This is a genomic window from Paenibacillus tuaregi (genome assembly GCF_900086655.1).
GTDB lineage: Bacteria > Bacillota > Bacilli > Paenibacillales > Paenibacillaceae > Fontibacillus > Fontibacillus tuaregi.
Window position 1 is genome coordinate 4,371,905 of record NZ_LT575476.1, and the last position, 16,443, is coordinate 4,388,347.

General features: G+C 45.9%; 11 protein-coding genes. 3 read left to right on the top strand and 8 right to left on the bottom strand.

Features of this window, described 5'->3' with window-relative positions; all coding sequences use genetic code 11:
* Nucleotides 1–37: 37 nt before the first annotated feature.
* The 6 genes from BN6628_RS19545 to BN6628_RS19565 all read right to left on the bottom strand — a co-directional run bounded on the left by BN6628_RS19545 (nucleotide 38) and on the right by BN6628_RS19565 (nucleotide 11,056).
* On the bottom strand, nucleotides 38–5,779 hold the full coding sequence (locus BN6628_RS19545; protein WP_068620014.1) for a phage tail tape measure protein: 5,742 nt from the start codon (nucleotides 5,777–5,779) through the stop codon (nucleotides 38–40).
* 60 nt (nucleotides 5,780–5,839) lie between these two features.
* Nucleotides 5,840–6,004, bottom strand: coding sequence for a hypothetical protein (locus BN6628_RS26185; protein ID WP_157692488.1), 165 nt, complete (start codon nucleotides 6,002–6,004; stop codon nucleotides 5,840–5,842).
* Nucleotides 5,994–6,500, bottom strand: a complete 507-nt coding sequence (locus tag BN6628_RS19550) for a hypothetical protein (RefSeq protein WP_068620015.1) — start codon at nucleotides 6,498–6,500, stop codon at nucleotides 5,994–5,996. Before BN6628_RS19550 ends, BN6628_RS26185 begins: the two co-directional genes overlap by 11 nt.
* Nucleotides 6,501–6,630: 130 nt before the next feature.
* A complete protein-coding gene (locus BN6628_RS19555) occupies nucleotides 6,631–7,431 on the bottom strand; it encodes a hypothetical protein (RefSeq protein ID WP_068620016.1) in 801 nt (266 codons plus the stop codon).
* A 20-nt stretch (nucleotides 7,432–7,451) separates the two neighbouring features.
* Nucleotides 7,452–8,165 (bottom strand): hypothetical protein, encoded by a 714-nt coding sequence (locus BN6628_RS19560; RefSeq protein WP_068620017.1) that lies wholly within the window; start codon nucleotides 8,163–8,165, stop codon nucleotides 7,452–7,454.
* A 311-nt stretch (nucleotides 8,166–8,476) separates the two neighbouring features.
* Complete coding sequence (locus BN6628_RS19565) at nucleotides 8,477–11,056, bottom strand: RNA dependent RNA polymerase (protein WP_082926985.1); 2,580 nt, start codon at nucleotides 11,054–11,056, stop codon at nucleotides 8,477–8,479.
* Nucleotides 11,057–11,599: 543 nt separating this feature from the next.
* On the opposite strand from BN6628_RS19565, the gene corA reads away from it, so the two are divergent.
* Nucleotides 11,600–12,535, top strand: a complete 936-nt coding sequence (gene corA, locus BN6628_RS19570) for a magnesium/cobalt transporter CorA (RefSeq protein WP_068620018.1) — start codon at nucleotides 11,600–11,602, stop codon at nucleotides 12,533–12,535.
* Nucleotides 12,536–12,651: 116 nt separating this feature from the next.
* Here corA and BN6628_RS19575 read toward each other — a convergent pair whose 3' ends face one another.
* Nucleotides 12,652–13,656 (bottom strand): HRDC domain-containing protein, encoded by a 1,005-nt coding sequence (locus BN6628_RS19575; RefSeq protein WP_068622469.1) that lies wholly within the window; start codon nucleotides 13,654–13,656, stop codon nucleotides 12,652–12,654.
* Between the two features lie 205 nt (nucleotides 13,657–13,861).
* Here BN6628_RS19575 and BN6628_RS19580 point away from each other — a divergent pair, with 205 nt between their 5' ends.
* On the top strand, nucleotides 13,862–14,164 hold the full coding sequence (locus tag BN6628_RS19580) for a DUF3055 domain-containing protein (RefSeq protein WP_068620019.1): 303 nt from the start codon (nucleotides 13,862–13,864) through the stop codon (nucleotides 14,162–14,164).
* A gap of 144 nt (nucleotides 14,165–14,308) precedes the next feature.
* Here the strand turns inward: BN6628_RS19580 and modA are convergent, their stop codons facing one another.
* Complete coding sequence (modA, locus tag BN6628_RS19585; RefSeq protein WP_082926986.1) at nucleotides 14,309–15,160, bottom strand: molybdate ABC transporter substrate-binding protein; 852 nt, start codon at nucleotides 15,158–15,160, stop codon at nucleotides 14,309–14,311.
* Between the two features lie 122 nt (nucleotides 15,161–15,282).
* Here modA and BN6628_RS19590 point away from each other — a divergent pair, with 122 nt between their 5' ends.
* Complete coding sequence (locus BN6628_RS19590; RefSeq protein WP_068620020.1) at nucleotides 15,283–16,248, top strand: substrate-binding domain-containing protein; 966 nt, start codon at nucleotides 15,283–15,285, stop codon at nucleotides 16,246–16,248.
* The last annotated feature ends 195 nt before the right edge of the window (nucleotides 16,249–16,443 follow it).

Here is a 16,443-nt window from a genome sequence, read left to right on the forward strand (position 1 = left end):
CAATACAAAAAGAGAGAGGCCGTATTCTGACCTCACTCTAAATGGTTCCTAATTTAATTTTGCTAGTAAAAGCTTCGCCAATCTTGTTCAAAATAGTCTTACCCGAGTCCATATCATTGGCCTGGATGATGACCTGTTCAATCGTTACGCTGTTATCCGTAGAATAACTGCTCGGCTTCATCTCCAGCAGCTGGCCCCAATTCATGTTGCCCATAAACAAGCTTCTGGCAATACTAACGATCTCCAGCATTCTAGAGGTATCTGTCTGATTCAGGACTAACTCCTTATCGTGAGCAAGAAGGAATTTACCTCCCTTGCCAGCCTTATCCCCTGTATAACCGCCCGTCTCGGCGGAGAAGACATCTTTACCGTTCAGTTCCGCGAAACTGCCGTTAGGAAAGGATGGATGAGCCTCCCTAATCTTGTTATTTGCTTTCCGCAATCGCTCGATTTCCGCTTTTATATTTGCTATCTCAGGATCCTTAGGATTTTTACGCCCTCTTTTGACAGCTTCTTGTGTTAGATCTTCAGCTTCTTTTTTATTCTTTAAATACTGCTCCCAAGCCGACTTAACATCATCGTTTTTCGTTGGCGAAGACGGTGAAGATGGAGAAGTTGGAGTACCTGTAGAAGGTGGTGTGTACCCGGACGGAAAAGCGTCTTCTTGCGAGAAGTCACCACTCGCAAACTTTTTTAACATGTTCAGACTTTTCTCTAGGGCATTGTTCAAATTATTTAATCCTTTTTCTGATTCGATAACATTTTGATTAAGCCAAGCATGGTAAGTATCAAACCCTACTTTCAGTTCAGCTAAAGTATCCTGGACCACTTTGCTATCCTGACTAAGGAGCCCCTGTTTCAAACGATAGAAATTTTGTTCATTCTCGAGTATATCCTTGTAGTACTGTTCAACCTCCCTTCTCTTGAGATCGATCGCATCCATTTCATCCTTGTTGCGTTTGTCCTCGTCCCTGCTAATTTTGTCAGTATACTTCTTCCGGTCATCCAGCTGATCCTGCAGCCCTTGCTTACGCATTTCTCTTTCGCGGTCCAGCTTATATTTATCGATTTCCTCGTTCTTGGCATTTAATTGATCCCCAAGATCTTTCCGCTTGGCCTTCGCCTCCATGGAATTATCCAAAGCCAGCACATTGAGCTTATCAATAATCGTCTGCCGTTCTTTAAGCTTCTTGTTGAGCTCGGTCTCATAATCAGCAGAGGCATTATTCCGGTCCATCACCTTCATCTGTTTATTGATGGAATCCTCAAACGCTCTATTTTCATCTTCTAGATTTTTCTTGAATTCCTCGTGCCGCTTATCTTCTTTCTCTTTCCTCTCATCCAGAGCCTTATTCTCTAGTTCCTGCTGCTTCTGGTACATGTTCTTGTAGGCTTCAATGATTTTGTCCGCTGCGTCCTCGCGAAGCTTTTGCTGCTGTTCCAAGTTGGACTTGATCGCAGCTTCGTTATCGTAATAGGCTCTGGTTTCTGCCTGGAGCTGCTTGGCTAACTCCTCTTTTTGTTCAGCGGTAAGCTTATCACTGGCCAGAAGTTCATTGAGCACCGCAATCTTGTCTTTATGCAGCTGCTGTTCTTCCCTAAGAATCGGAGTTTGAGATTGAAGAACTTCCATATACTCTTTAGAGCCTTCTTTAAGCAAACCAAGCTTTGCATTCGTATTATCGAATTGGTTCTTAACCTTTTCAATTTTTTGGTCATACTCGGCAAGATTACTCTTAACGACGTTGAATCTCTTCTCTTGAACTTGCTGCTCCAGTTCCCACCATTTCGCACTGTTTTCGGACTTTTGCTTATCATACTCGCCTGAAGTGATCTTGTTTTCTTTGAGTAATTGGTCGATTCTTTTGTTTTGATTCTCAACCTCTTTTTGCTGAGCCTGAAGATAGGAGGATTGAAGCATCTCCTCTTTGCGCCATTCCGCACTTGACCCGGACATCCGGGATTGCCTGCCTTGGGATTTTTGAATAAGAGGGTTGTAACTGTCTATCTTATTCTGGGACATGAGAATCACGTCATCAATAATTTCAAGACTCTTCTTGTAAATATCCGTATCAAGCTGAACCGCTTTGTGTTCCGCATTTTCCTTGGCATCGGCTAATTCTTTTGTCTTATCACCAGTAGATACCGCTTTTTTTGTTTTTGCATCCACTTCTTTTTCTATCAGTTCAGAAGGATTCTTGGCCCCTGCTTCATACAAGCTCTTTTGCTCTTTCAATAGCTTTAATTCGTCTGCTAATGATTGCTGATACTCCACTGAGCCTTTTTTCATTTTGGTTCTTTTGTTCAGCAGTTTCTCTTGCTCGGAATCTATTTGTTTTAAACGCTCTAATGTGGCTGTCAGAATTTTTACAGTTTCTTTATAAGTATCATTTGCCGCTTTTTGCGATGATTTTGCAGTAGCATTTGCTTTAGGAATTCCTTGACTGATATTATTTACGGTCTGTCTAAGAAATTTAAAATAGTTTTCAATTTCCTCGATATTGACTATTTGACCGCCTAGATCAACTTGGAGCTCATTAAGTACTTTCTGCTTAGTAGTATCATCTTCATCGCTCAGCAGTTTATTTTTCCACTTGCTTGGAGTCCCCTTCGCGGCTTCTTCCTCAACTCTACGAAGTGCTTCCTTGGCCCCAGCTAAATTAGTAACGACTCCAAATTCCAGACCATAAGCAGACAGCCGTTTCAGGGATGAATTAAGTACAATGAATGCGTTCTCCTGCTCTTTAGCCATATCCTGCTCAAAGAAATCCTGTTTCTCTTTCCTAAGATCAACAAGCGCTTTCTTCGAAATAATCCAGCCATCTTTGACTTGAGTGATACTATTGGATAGATGCGGATACTTAGCAACCAAGTGGTTGACGGTCTCTTCATTCAGAGCGTGTCCTTGGTTCATGTCATTCAATGCAGAGTTGATATCTTTAATTTCAGCTGAGGTATTCTTGAAGCTTTCCTGCAACCGCTCCTGGGATTTTGTAAAATCAAAGGTTTCCTTGAACGAGTCTCTAACCGTTTCTAACTGGGCAGGAGTCATACCCAAAACTTTAATGTATTGCTCCAGATTTTCTTTTTCTTCTTTAGTTATGCTTTCCTTGGCAATTAATTGAATCGCGGCTGATATGTTCTTATACGTGTTAAAGAACTTTTCACCACTGTCAATCTTGGACATATCAAGGCTTTTAACCATATTCGAAAGCGCGTTTGTCATTTTTGAGTCTACTTTGACATTGTTTAGATTCAAGAAGGCTTCAACTAAAGACTGTAGATCGCCCCTAACCTCTCCGGTTTTATTCGCGATTTCATTTTCTGCTTGAAGTACCGCCATTTGTGCGGCTGTTACGTCCGTTTTGTAGTCAGCAATTACGCTTTCATCCGTTCTATCAGAAAAGAAAGCTGCTCGTGAAAACTCATTATTTAATGTGTTTGTTTTATTCTTTAAATCTTCCTTAGCCTCATTAATCCCATCTAACTTTTCTTCAAAAGTTTCCTTCGCTCTGTTGATCTTATCTTCCTGCTGCAGCTTAGCCAGCTGCTTAGTGTATTCAAGCTCACGCTGGATGGCTTCGCTATTTTTAAGGTGTTTATTTCCCTTATCATCAATAGAAGCTACCAGATTAGGCATTAATCCAGAAAGTTGCTCAATGGTGTCGCGATATAGGCTCTCCTGTTCCGCATCAGCGAAGACAGTCCCGTTCTTCGTTACGGAGTTTAAATTCTCATACTGGCTGACTAATTCAAGGACTTTATCCTTGTGATTGATCCAGGAGTTCGCTACCAGTTCGTTTTGCTTCCTAGCCTCTTCCATGGCCTTCACATTTTCTTGATGCTTTTCATATAGAGTTGTCAGGCCCCCGACTAAAAGGGTAATACCTAAGGAAAGCCCAAACGTCATCGCAGCCTGCAGACCAACTACGGCTGCTCTTGCTGCCAAGGTTGAACCCGTGAAAATTTGAGTACTGAGCGATACGGTCCTAATAATACCGTTAAATATAGAAAGCACCGGATCCCTTAACTTGTTATTGAAGGTGAGCATGGCCAATGAGGTGATCCCAATGATCGTTCCAAACCCTCCAAAGGTATCCGTTAATTTAGCTAGAACTTTAATTAGGCCCGTACCTAGATCAATTACACCTTTTACGGCAGCTGAATCACTAACGTTTTGCCACATCTCCCCCACAGCATCTTTAAAGAGGGTGATACGCCCTTGAATCGAATCCAGATACTGCTCATTCTCTCTGGCAGCCGATCCGAACGAATTCACTCCAACCTGAAGGGCTCCTTGCGCATCCTTCCAGTTGGTAATCAGACTCTTTGCAGCATCTTCCTGACCTTTGCCGGCCACCAAGCCCAGAATATCTTTCTGCTGGGCATCCCCAAGCTTTCCCCATACAGATGATAAATCATTAAAAATCTCATATGTACTTTTAAAGGTGTTATCATCCTTTTTCAGGGTCAGACCTATGGATTTAAACTGACTCTCCATTTTAGGAATCAATCCGGTTAGATCCTCACCCTCTTTGGAGATTCCGCGAATTCGCATAGCAATCGTCATGAGGGAATCTCCGACTTGTCCCGGGTCTTTTACACCTTTATTAGCTGCCGCAACCATTGCAACCGTCTGCTCCAGCGTATTGCCTGACTCTGACATGGTCGAAGCGGAGCGTGTAACAGCTTCACTAATCCCTTCGGAAGTAATCGCGAATTTTCCGCCAACTGCATTATAAACATCGACGATGTGGGAAACATTCTTCCCCTGATCATCTACGGTAATCCCAAAGCCTCGAATGGTTGCTTGAAGGGACTGCATTGCGCTTTCCGCGTCTTTCGCTCCCCCTACATTTTGAAAGATATGTGCTTGCTTTGACAGCTGCTGGGACTGACGAAGAGTATACCCAAGTTTGGCCCATTCTGTAGTTGATTTAATTACATCCACGGTTAACGCGCCAACCTCACTAGCAGTGCGGGAAGAGGATTTTATGAACTGCTCATAACTCGAACCTGTTAAATCGGTGACTTTCCTAAGCTCGGTCATCGCCTGGTCTAATTCTTTAATATAGGCAACTCCGTTTTTAATGGCTTCATAACCCATATTAAAGAATGCGCTACCTTTAATATTCTCATAACTCTCACGCAGCCCGGCCAATCCCGATTTAGCCTTTTCCAAAGAATTAGGCTGTGTACTTTCCTCCGACTGCTGTTGGAGGTAGCCTCTTAACCTGCCCGAATTTTGAACTCTGCCAACCTGGTCGGTTTTGACCGTAACCTTCTGATTGTTGTCATTGGTATATATATTTGTATATCCGATGATTTGTCCGGACTTATCTCTGTTAGCCTTCTGATAGGCCAGGTTATATCCCTCAAGTTCCTTTTCAAGCTGCTTTAACGTGTTAATCTGGGCATGATAAGCCTGAGTCTGGTCCAGAACCGATCTTTTGGCTTGGTCCTGACTTTTGATAAATTTCATAACCTCTTGTGCGTGGTTATAAACTTGTTTAGCGGCTCTTCCCAAGGAACCATCAAGTTTAACCGTTTCAGCCACAAGCTCTTGAACCAGTCTGGACTGGTTTTTAAACCCATCTCCAGCTCTGCTGATCTGATTAAACTTATCCACCACCCGTGCGATGCTGTCATCCATATTAATTTTTAACTCAAGCTTCTGAAGAGATGGATGGGAAGACAGCTTTTTAAGTTCCTTGTTGATATCCTGCAGAGCCGAGCCATTAAGGCCAAGTGACACTAACACTTTCAAATCATCCGCCATTTGGATCACTCCCTTTCCATGATCACAAAAGAAGCGATCCGATGACCGCCCCTATCGTTTTTATTCTGTTAACCTCTGGTTATTTGCTTCTTTATCGTCATTCAATTCCAGCATCTTGGCCAGCTCATTTTTAATGCCAACCATAGCCTCACATTCCTGGAACCCCGTCGTTGGGACCCGGTTAAGAAAAATCAAAATATTTTTGATCATAGAATTACTGAGCATCGTTTTCCCCTCCTACATGATCTTCAGACGTATTGCTGACGGATTGGGCCAATGCGAGCTCACCCATCACAGAACTGATGTTTTTAGAGGTTAGTTTCATTTTCTCTTCGATCTTACGCATTTGCTCTGGTTGGAAATAGGGGAACACCTCGCCCATAATACCCAGATCAAGAAGATTGTTGGCCAGTTTAATTAAATCTGTTGGACGTGCTTTTCTTGGAATTGGGAGATTGGTGAACTCCCTGAGGATTAGCACATTTAACAAAACAACCGTGTCCTTAACCAGTTCAGTCTCAGGCTCTACGGTTGCCTTTAAATCTTGAAGCAGTTGAATATAGTCAATAACCACATTATCAATTAACGATTCTCTAAAATGGGTATGCACCTCAACCTCATACTTATCATTAAGAACAGAAATCTTTGTTCGTGAATTCAATTTACTGCTTAGCTTATTTAGGCCTGCTGCTGTTAATTTTTTGGCAGTTGGTGTACTCATGTTTATTTCTCCCTTTTCTCTAAAAGTTGGTGTCCTTAAGACACTTGTTACAGTGCTCTTGCTTAAGAAAACTCTAAGAAATGTCCGAATGAAGAAGAGACAGGCTCTCACCTGTCTCTTAAGCAGCTATTTAGGCAATGCTATCCTTGTCATATACCGTCATGGTGTACAACTCGGTACCATCGGCTGGTTTGAGGATATCCATCGGAATATCAAACGCCGAAGGATCACCCGTTGCCGCCATTTGCAGCTTCCAGCCGTCTTCCATCTTCGCTTTGTTGATGACGATTTGGGCAGCGTAGTCCTTCTCATCAAGCGTATTGCGGACCAGGCAGTCTAGGACCACTTTGAAGGTTCCAGCGAACTTGTCCGAGGAGACCGTAATCGTCTTGGCATCCGCACCAGATTTCGCTTGATAGTACGCAACCACTTTAGCACCGTCGGCAAGATCGCCTGCGTTGAAGGCGAGCTGTTTAGCGGTAAGCGTGTATTTGCCCGCAGTTGCAGGTCCTGTTGCGAGGAAAGTGATTTCTTCCCCATGTGTGCCATCCTCATTCAGCTTGTACACACTGATAAGACCGTTTGCAGCATTCAGTGGAGTAAAGGCCACAGAAGCCTTATTTCCAACCACGGTTAGAACTTCTCTTTGATACACGTTTGCCGCGCCCTTCTTGATCTCGTTTCCGGTCATCATCGCGATAACCTCGTTGGTGAATACCGCATCCTGCAAGGTCACTTTACCGCCGCGGTTGCCGGAGAAGCCAACGATATTTGCGTTCCCGCGTCCGCCTTTGACATATACCGTTTCCGCTGTATTCTCAAGACCCGAGGTCTTCAGGTTTGTGAGTTGAACCTTGGCCTTTCCAGTTGCCAGATCATAGAATGTTGCTAGTGCTACTTCACGTACTGCCCAAATGTTTGGTGTTGTCATAATAAAACCACTCCTATAAATTAGTTAATTTTGTTGGCCCAATGGATATCGGACATGTTTATGTTCTTGCTATCAATCACTCCAGCGTAAAGGCCGGACAAAGTATAATGGTAGTTGTCGATATTATTCGTGGTATGAAAGCCCGCATAGATTTGATAGATATTCAGCTCAAAGATTTCGATCAGGCTCAGACCATTCGGCTTCCAAGCCAGCCCGTTCACCATACTGGCCAGGTCCATCTTTTCCTTTCGCTTGGGCTCCTTGGTCCGGTTCCTGAGAATTTTGTCTATGAGCTCCTGGGCTTTCGAATTGCCTGGCTTGAATTCAGGCTCGGACTCTAATTTCAAATGGTTGGCGATCTTCAGCATCTTCTGAAAATCATCAAAATTTGAATGATCAAGTTCCCCAGACGGGAACTGTAGATGAACCTTGTGTTCATCCCCGGATAGAGAGGGTTCCTCCCTAAACAAGAGGCGCAGCGCCGAGAAGGCATCCGTTCTGAAGGATTCGTCATGATAACAGTTGGCATAGAAAATATCGAAGTTGGTCACCCGTTCATCGATCTCTTTTCCTAATAAAGATTTATCAATCAGCAGAAGAGATAACCCATGATAGTAGACCGACATCCCGATCTCCGCAATTTTCTTAAAAGAAGGCATATGTACTGCTAGATTACCGCTAAGTGGAATAGGAAGATTGGCTAACAGCTTTAATTTAACGTCTTCAATATTCATCGTTTCTTCTCTGCCTCATTAGTGAACTCCGATCTGTAACATTTAAAATCATTTCTAATTTCTAGTTTCATTTCATGCTAATCACCTTACCCCTCTGTGTGAAATGGATCGGTATTTTCCAACGCTTCAACCAACTGTATTTCCTTCTCTGATCTCGGATAGCGTGCATGTTCTCCTCCCTTAAACAACTTTATCCCTTTTCCAACAAACCCTCTATTATCAATACATATATTTACTTTATAAAATTTTTGTCCTCTCTACTCTGCCTGAGAACCCTTGTGCCACAAGGGATACAGCAATTCGGCCAATCGTTACACGGTTTTCTTCCTGTACTTCTGAACTCGTTCTCTTGTTTTCTCTCTTTGCACCTCTACCCGGCAGGAATCACAATATTTCAATCGCTGTCCGCTCTCCTCAATCCTTGCCCCACATCTCTGACACTGTGCATCCGTACGAAGGTTTCTTTTGATATTATCTACAATAATATCCCCGAAGCATGACCATAACGTCGTTTTGTAGCTGCTTTGTTTGTGTACATACAAATATTCAACCAGGATATCCACCACGTGGCGCGGGTCTCCTCCATGTTGGATCAATTTCTCCCGGATAAGCCGGTACATGTATTGATTATCTCCGGTCCAATCCCCATTCATCTGAACGACTTCCATGAACCTCTTTTTCTGATCTTGATTCGTATATTCATTTATAACAATCGTCTTCAGGTCTTCATTATCCATGCTGCCGCCGCTCATCAGTATTCTGTAGTCAAAATATCCGAGATTAGCCGCATTAAAGTTAAGCCTCACTTTAGGAATGAGCTGCCCAAGGCGGTTCACCACACTTTCGTTCCTTTCCTCAACGTGACCGTCTGTCTTGTCTTTAACATAAGTGAAGAAATACGGAACCTTATTCTTGGTATAGGATTGAATCTGCTTCGCCACCTGCTTGGGGCGTTCAGGCTTGTACAATGTTTTGGCATAATCTATCGTAAAATTATTTTCCATACACAGGATCTTAACAATTTCCAAGTCAGCCTGCCCACTATTCCAAATCTTTGAGATATTGTTGCTGATCGTTCCTATATTCCCGCCGCTATACGCGGCCTCCAAGCCTTTATAAATCGATTCGCTGCTAATCAGCTCAGGCTCCGCCTTTCTCATCTCATAATACAGCGGATAAATACCCTCCATATTGCGTTTTGCCACCTCAACCAGCTTCTTCTCCCGGCAGACCAGCGCCTTATCCCCATCGTTATCGAACTGCAGGATTTTACTGATTGGATCGTGACAGCTGGTATAGATTCCTTTGCTCACGAACCACCGGCCGATGTCCTTATTCACTTTATTTGCCCTCACGGCGTGTTCTCTGTACAGATGCGGGCTTCTTAAGCAATCCAACGGCTCCCCGTCCGGATATAAGGAACAACTGACCTCCTGATCAGCAAGCAAGCCCCGAGGTTCACCTTCCCCTAGAACCAGCTGCTCACAGAATGCATACAGATCTGGAACGATGAAGGTATATTTCCCGTCAATATAGATTTTGCCGCCCTTCGCATTATTCGTTATCTTCTTCTTGACCTGCTTTAAAATCTCCTTGCTGTATGTATCCCTCAAGAGCTCGGGATAATGCTCCAATGCCTGCTGATAATAGTTTTTGTTAGAGTTCCACTCACCTACGCCGAGCACGCCCAACATCGTTTCTTTCCGGGACCCTATATTTTGGATCGTATCTATCGTTTTGGCAGCCAGATCCTTAAGTTCATCGTCGGTGATATCCGTAAGCGTCTGCAGCATCTGGTAATTCAGCTTGGCATTCTTAATCTTGTCCTCTTCTTCATTACACTTAGCAGCTTCACAGCCGTAGCGCGTAAATTTCTCCTTATAATCCTCCCAGCTGTTGTAATACGCCCACATCTTAAACTGGCTTTTTGTGAAAATCACTTCGATTTTCTCCTTGAGAATATCATGCTCCACCCCATAAATATCTGTGACCCTTCCGTACTTCGCATGCTTCGCTTCCCGGTTATGTTCCCGAATGAACTTATCGAATGGAAAAGGAACCAGCAGCCCCTTAACCCACGGCAGCCGGACCATCATGGATTTAACGCTTTTTCTGGGCAGGATCATGCCACAACCATCTGTATGGACAATAGGAAACTCCATATCTTGTCTGGTAATTTCATAGGTTCTATCATCGATAAAATCCACGGTGGTTTGGACCGGGGATACGAAATCATCCACTACAATAGACTTCTGAATATCAAACTCAGGCCATGGTTCTGTCGCTGTATTACACAAAGCCAGATAAGCCAGATACTTATTAATATTCACCCCACCCCGCTGGTTAATTTGCTCTGGATCAAGACCACACATCAGCGTAGAGTGATGCCTTTCCCATACACTTTCCTTAATGAACATCGTCTTTTTAGTTCTAATCTGCCCGGCGCTCGCAGTAAAACAAACATATTTATGCTTCTCATAAATGAAACCATACTTGATTAAATCCTCAAGCACCTTAAAGTAATACGTTTCTACAATAAAAAGATCCTTTGTAATTTCATCCTGATTAATATTCAGCGTTCGGGTCAAAAAAGAGTCAAACACCGCGATCAGATTGGAATCTTTAACGGATTCCTTCCTGAGCTCCCGGGTTGACGTATTGGACTGCAGAAGTATTTTGAACTCTTCCTTGAGTGTGTCATATTGCTGGGTCAAAAGCTTCAACTTCCCGGAGGTCATCTGCTCAGCAGCCTCCTGCTCCATCTTGTTCTGTTTCTGTTTCAAAGCGGATATTTCAAGCTTCAGCCCTCTAAGCTTCGTTTGAATTTGCACCTCTTCATCTGTGTAGAAGCACGAGGTATCCAGCGAATACATCATGATTTGTTTTTCCAAATTAATAATAATCCCCCCATAAATATATAAAGAAAATATAATAATGAACCTTATACTATAATATCATAATTCAAATGAATTATATAATTATATTTACTTTATATTCAGGTTTATTTCCCTTGTTTTGCTAACTGCTGCATGAAATGTTTCAGCATAGAGGATGCTAATAACGCCCCTATTTAACATTCTTTGGAACGGCACCTTTAACCTGGTTTAGTCATATGTTAATCTGCGTCCCCTATAAGACATTTTTCTTGAAAATTTTCATGCCCCGGCGTTATACTAGACGAGTGTTACAAGCTGAAATGCAAAGAGGTGAAATTCAGAAATGGAAGGCGACCCGAGTAGTCCGCAGACCTATGCCCCTGCAATACAACTGCATAGAAAACAGATCAGCAGGACAACTGCGGGAGGAAGGGGCTCTTTCGTTTCCCGGTGCCGTTACTGCCTCATGCGGTAATTAGCCGGCTGCTGATTTTTTTCTATGCTCTTTAATAAGAGCATACCCCTTGTGAACCATGGGGTGAAGGAGTGAGAAATCAGATGAAAATTCGCCATGTTAACGCGGGTATCTTTACTGTGGTGGAGGACCTGGAAACAACCCTGACGCCGCCGGCGGAAGGATTTTACTGGATCGATGCGGACGCCGAGGATCTGGCGCTGCTGCAGCCGGCTTTTGGGCTGCATGATCTGGCCGTGGAGGACTCCCTGACCGAAGAAGAGCAGCGTCCGAAGATTGAAATTTATGACAACCATTATTTTATTGTTGTGAACAGCATCCGTTTTGATGACGAGGAAATTTTCCTGCGTGCGCTGAGCATGTTCCTGGGACGGCATTATATTATTACAGTAACAAAGCAGAAGATCAACGAGCTCCGGGCCATCAAGCCCATTCTGTGGGAACAGGAGGTTAACGAACCTGACCGTTTCCTGTACCTGCTCATTGACCTTGTTGTTGATAATTATTTCCTGGTCGGTGACCGGATCGAAGACAAGATTGAGAGGCTTGAGGAGGACATCCTGGTTCATACCAAGCGGTCGCACTTAAGTGAGATTATCGGTCTGAGAAGTGAGATCCTGTGGCTGAAGAAGATGCTCGGTCCGCAGAAGGAAGTTATTAATATCCTGAACAAGAAGGACCTTCGCCTAATCGATGACCAGCTGCAGAAATACTTCAGCGACATTTATGAAAATGCCGTGAAGATTTCCGAGAACTTTGATACCTTCCGGGAACTGATGGGCAACTTACGAGAAGCCTATCAGTCCAGTATCGCCAACCGCGCGAATGAGATCATGCGGGTGTTCACCGCGATCACCACGATCTTCATCCCGCTAACCCTAATTACCGGAATTTACGGAATGAACTTTACTAATATGCCGGAGCTGCACAGCCGTTATGGTTATTTCATTGTGCTCGGCATTATGGCCGCGCTGGGCCTGGGCATGTTCTATATTTTCCGCAAAAAAGACTGGATTTGAGCTGACCGCTCCATCCCACTAACAAACCTAATGCAGGACGAAGCACCCGCTGCCAACAGGCCGGCGGAAAGCTTCGTCCTTTTTTGATCACTATCCGGCTATCCGGCACTAACAGTCTATCCAGCGCTCTGAACGCTTGAGCAGTGCCTTCTGAACCGGATCCGGATCAGCCGGAGCTGCTCATACTTCTTCTCCACATTGCTCTCCGGCGGCAGATCCGTTCCGTATACCCGCTGCAGCACCGGCTTCAGGAAAGTGTCGCCAAGCTCCTCATACGCCTGCCAGATCGCGGCTTGCTCCATCTCCGGCAGCTCATGAAGCTCATTCATCAGGAGAGCATCGAGATCATAGCCATCCTTCTCCAGCTCCTCCAGCAGCTCCACCGTCTCCCTCCGGTCAAGCCCGCTTCTGCGGCTCATCTCCTCAATGCCGTGACCTTCCGCCATCGACTCCAGCAGCACCCGGCGCAGACCGTACCTTTCCATCTCCACCCGGTACTTCACTTCCTTCTGCTTGTACAACCAGGAACGGAACTCTTCTTCATCCAAAGTTCCTTCGACCCAGCCAAGCGGGAAGCTATAGGGCCGCTCTCCCTGCTGGGTCAGCTCCAGCAATTCCGGGCCATATTCCGCGGATTTGGCTTCGCCCATTCCAGGCAGCTGCATCAGCTCCTCACGCGTTCTTGGCTGGAATACACTGATCAATCGGAGCAGCCGATTGCTGGCGATCAAATACGGTGCTTTGCGCTCGGCCGCAGCCCGTCTGCGCCGCCATGCGCTGAGCTCCAGGAACAAGGCCTCGTTCGGATGAAGCTCGCTGTAGAAGACGAGCTTCTGGGCGAGTGCCGACTTGCCTTTGCCGTCCTCTTTCTCATGAAAAATCCCGTCAATCACCGGCCTGAAGCCTTCTCCAAGCTTCACGGACAGACGGTGACGGTAGACATGCAGCATCTCCGACCAGGATTCTCCTTCATACCAGAGTATCTCTCCAGCCTCATCGGAAGACAGCTCATTCCAGCCCATCCTCCATACCCCCTGCTCTTCTCCGATCCACACCTGAGCGCCCTGGATCAGTTCCCCGCCCTCTCGTTTCTCCATACTGTTCAGAAATACGATTTGCATCCGTTCCTGCACCTCCCTTAAATCAGCACACAAAAAAAGCACCCCTTCGGCCATCGGCCAAAGAGGTGCTTCCTCATTTCGTATACTGTTAATCCTTACTATACCTTATTCTGGGAAAAAGTCAAATGAAAGCGTTGGCGCGCTTGCGATCTTTTTTCCTGTTATAATGGGGAACAGACACACCATTCTAGGAGGCATTACCGATATGACGTTTTCTGAAAAAGACCTGGATTTTCTGTCCGATTCCACGGAGCAGACCTCAACCCGCTTCATTACGTTTATCGGCCATTCCATGAAGAGATTCGATCTGGCCATTACCACAACGAACCGGTTCTACGGGAAGAAGCTGGTGACCGATCTTCAGGCTGGCCGTACCGCTATTCTCGGCTCGGATGACCTGGATGAGGAAGGATATCTGGAGCGCGTGTACAGCCTGGACGAGGAAGAAGGCGAAGAGCTTCGCGGCTTCCTGTATCAAGTGCTTGGTGAGCCGCATTTCACGGATTAACAGCTTAAAAAAGAGACTGCCCCTCCGTCATTTCTAATGACAGAAGGGGCAGTCTCTTTGCTTGAGGTGGTCCATGTTATCCCCATCTAGCCGGACAGTTTTCAGATAAAGACACCGGAAGACTGGAAGCCTGCAGTATCCATATTAAGCGTCCGGAAGGCTAAAACCATACTTGGTAAATACATGCTGAGCCGTCTTGCTGGTCATGAAATTATAGAACGCCTTGGCTTCCTGAGGGTGCTGTGTCGCTTTTACTATACCCTCCGGGTACACAATTGCCCTGTGGCTGAGCGGATCAATTGTGAACATGACGCCCGCTTTCGTGGATGTCTGGGCATCACTCCGGTACACAAACCCCGCCTCCACATTACCGGTCTCCACATAAGTCAGAACCTGTCTGACATCCTTGGCGAAGACCAGCTTCGGCTTCAGCTTGTCCCATAGCTTGTAATGCTCAAGAGCTTCCTTTGTATATTGCCCTGCGGGAACCGATTCCGGCTCTCCCACTGCTATGCGGGATACACCATCGTCACCCAGACTCTCCAGCGTAGCGGGCGACTTCGCGCCGGCAGCCGCAATCAAGACCAGATCATTCTTCAGCATCGGCGTGCTCTCCCCCGGATCGACCAGCTTCTTGTCAATCAGAGCGTCCATTTGTTTCTGGCCTGCGGACAAGAACACATCGGCTGGCACTCCCTGCTCAATCTGCTTCTGCAGCGCGCCCGAAGCCCCGAAGTTAAACAACAGCCTAACATTCGGATGCTCCTTTTCGAAGACTGGCTTCAGCTCATTCAGGCTGTCCTTCAGACTTGCCGCAGCGGAAATTACCAATTCAATCTGAGCCTGCTTCTCCTTAGAACCACTGCTGCCAACCTGCTCATTCGTTCCTGATGCACCAGGGCTGCCGCAGCCCGCCAGCATCACCAGCAGGAGAATTAAGCCAGCCGCAAGCCATCTTTTCACAGACAGCTTTCTATTCACTTTCGCTTCTCTCATCCCTTTACTTCCTCCTACTTATCACATACCATTAAAATAAAAACAACAAGTTAATTATAATATTACTAGTTATGCCTATATATATCTAGTTATAATTAAACCTGACTGAACTGGAGGATTTCATGAGTGACATTTCTTACACAACCGAAGAAATAGCGAAGCTTCTGAAAGTATCCAAGCTGACTGTATACGACCTGATTAAAAAAGGGGAACTTCCGGCTTACAGAGTCGGCAAGCAAATGCGTGTGGATGCGGGCGATCTGGAAGCATATAAGCGGTCCGCCAGAAGTGGACCGGCCTTGCGCAGTCCGTCCGCCCCACAAGATGCCTCTGGTGATGCTCCCGAAGCGCGGGCCGGGAACCAACAGGAGTCCGGCGATGCCCGTTCCCTGGTCATCACCGGCCAAGACATCAGTCTGGACCTGCTCGCCAAGCATCTGGAGAGATCCGCCCCCTCCTACCGTCCTCTTCGTTCCCACGCCGGAAGTCTGGACAGCCTGATTTCCATGTATCAAGGGAAAAGCGACATTGTCAGCACCCATCTGCTTGATGCCGACAGCGGACAGTATAACCTTCCGTATATCAACCGGATTCTAACCGGTCATTCTTATATGGTCATCCATCTGCTTCAGCGGACCGCAGGGCTGTATGTAGCCAAGGGGAACCCGAAGAAGCTTACCCGGTGGAAAGATCTTCAGAAGCCTGGAGTCCGGCTGATTAACCGGGAGAAAGGTGCCGGAGCCCGGGTGCTTCTGGACGAGCAGCTGCGGATTCACGGACTGGACCGGAAATCGATTCAGGGCTACGACCATGAAGAGACCAGCCATATGGGTGTGGCTGGCAAGGTATCTGCAGGCGAGGCCGATGTGGGCGTGGGCACCGAGAAGACCGCTCAAATGATGGGCAGCATTGACTTTGTGCCGATGATTAAGGAACACTACGATCTGGTTGTCCTGAAGAATTCCCACACCGAGCCCTGGATTCCACGTCTTCTGGAAGTGATGAATTCAGACGCGCTCAAGATAGAGCTTGGCTCTATCCAAGGTTATGATCTCTCCTTGACTGGACAAGTGAAATGCGAGATTTAAAGCCGTCCTATATTTAACAAGTAGCGCCCCTGTTATCCGGCCACACAAGGCCTGAACAACAGGGGCGCTATTTATAATTTCTATTGATTCCACACACTCGTTCCGTCCGGGCTCAGAACCCCCGCACCACGCAAAGCTCCCAGCGCTCGGTGCGCATTGCATGACGGCTGTCAACCAAACCTCAGGCTGTCAACA

Bases quoted from the DNA above. Each gene is read 5' to 3' on its own strand.
- BN6628_RS19545 (WP_068620014.1), bottom strand. From the start codon at position 5,779: ATGGCGGATGATTTGAAAGTGTTAGTGTCACTTGGCCTTAATGGCTCG.
- BN6628_RS26185 (WP_157692488.1), bottom strand. From the start codon at position 6,004: ATGCTCAGTAATTCTATGATCAAAAATATTTTGATTTTTCTTAACCGG.
- BN6628_RS19550 (WP_068620015.1), bottom strand. From the start codon at position 6,500: ATGAGTACACCAACTGCCAAAAAATTAACAGCAGCAGGCCTAAATAAG.
- BN6628_RS19555 (WP_068620016.1), bottom strand. From the start codon at position 7,431: ATGACAACACCAAACATTTGGGCAGTACGTGAAGTAGCACTAGCAACA.
- BN6628_RS19560 (WP_068620017.1), bottom strand. From the start codon at position 8,165: ATGAATATTGAAGACGTTAAATTAAAGCTGTTAGCCAATCTTCCTATT.
- corA (WP_068620018.1), top strand. From the start codon at position 11,600: ATGAAAATTCGCCATGTTAACGCGGGTATCTTTACTGTGGTGGAGGAC.
- BN6628_RS19575 (WP_068622469.1), bottom strand. From the start codon at position 13,656: ATGCAAATCGTATTTCTGAACAGTATGGAGAAACGAGAGGGCGGGGAA.
- BN6628_RS19580 (WP_068620019.1), top strand. From the start codon at position 13,862: ATGACGTTTTCTGAAAAAGACCTGGATTTTCTGTCCGATTCCACGGAG.
- modA (WP_082926986.1), bottom strand. From the start codon at position 15,160: ATGAGAGAAGCGAAAGTGAATAGAAAGCTGTCTGTGAAAAGATGGCTT.
- BN6628_RS19590 (WP_068620020.1), top strand. From the start codon at position 15,283: ATGAGTGACATTTCTTACACAACCGAAGAAATAGCGAAGCTTCTGAAA.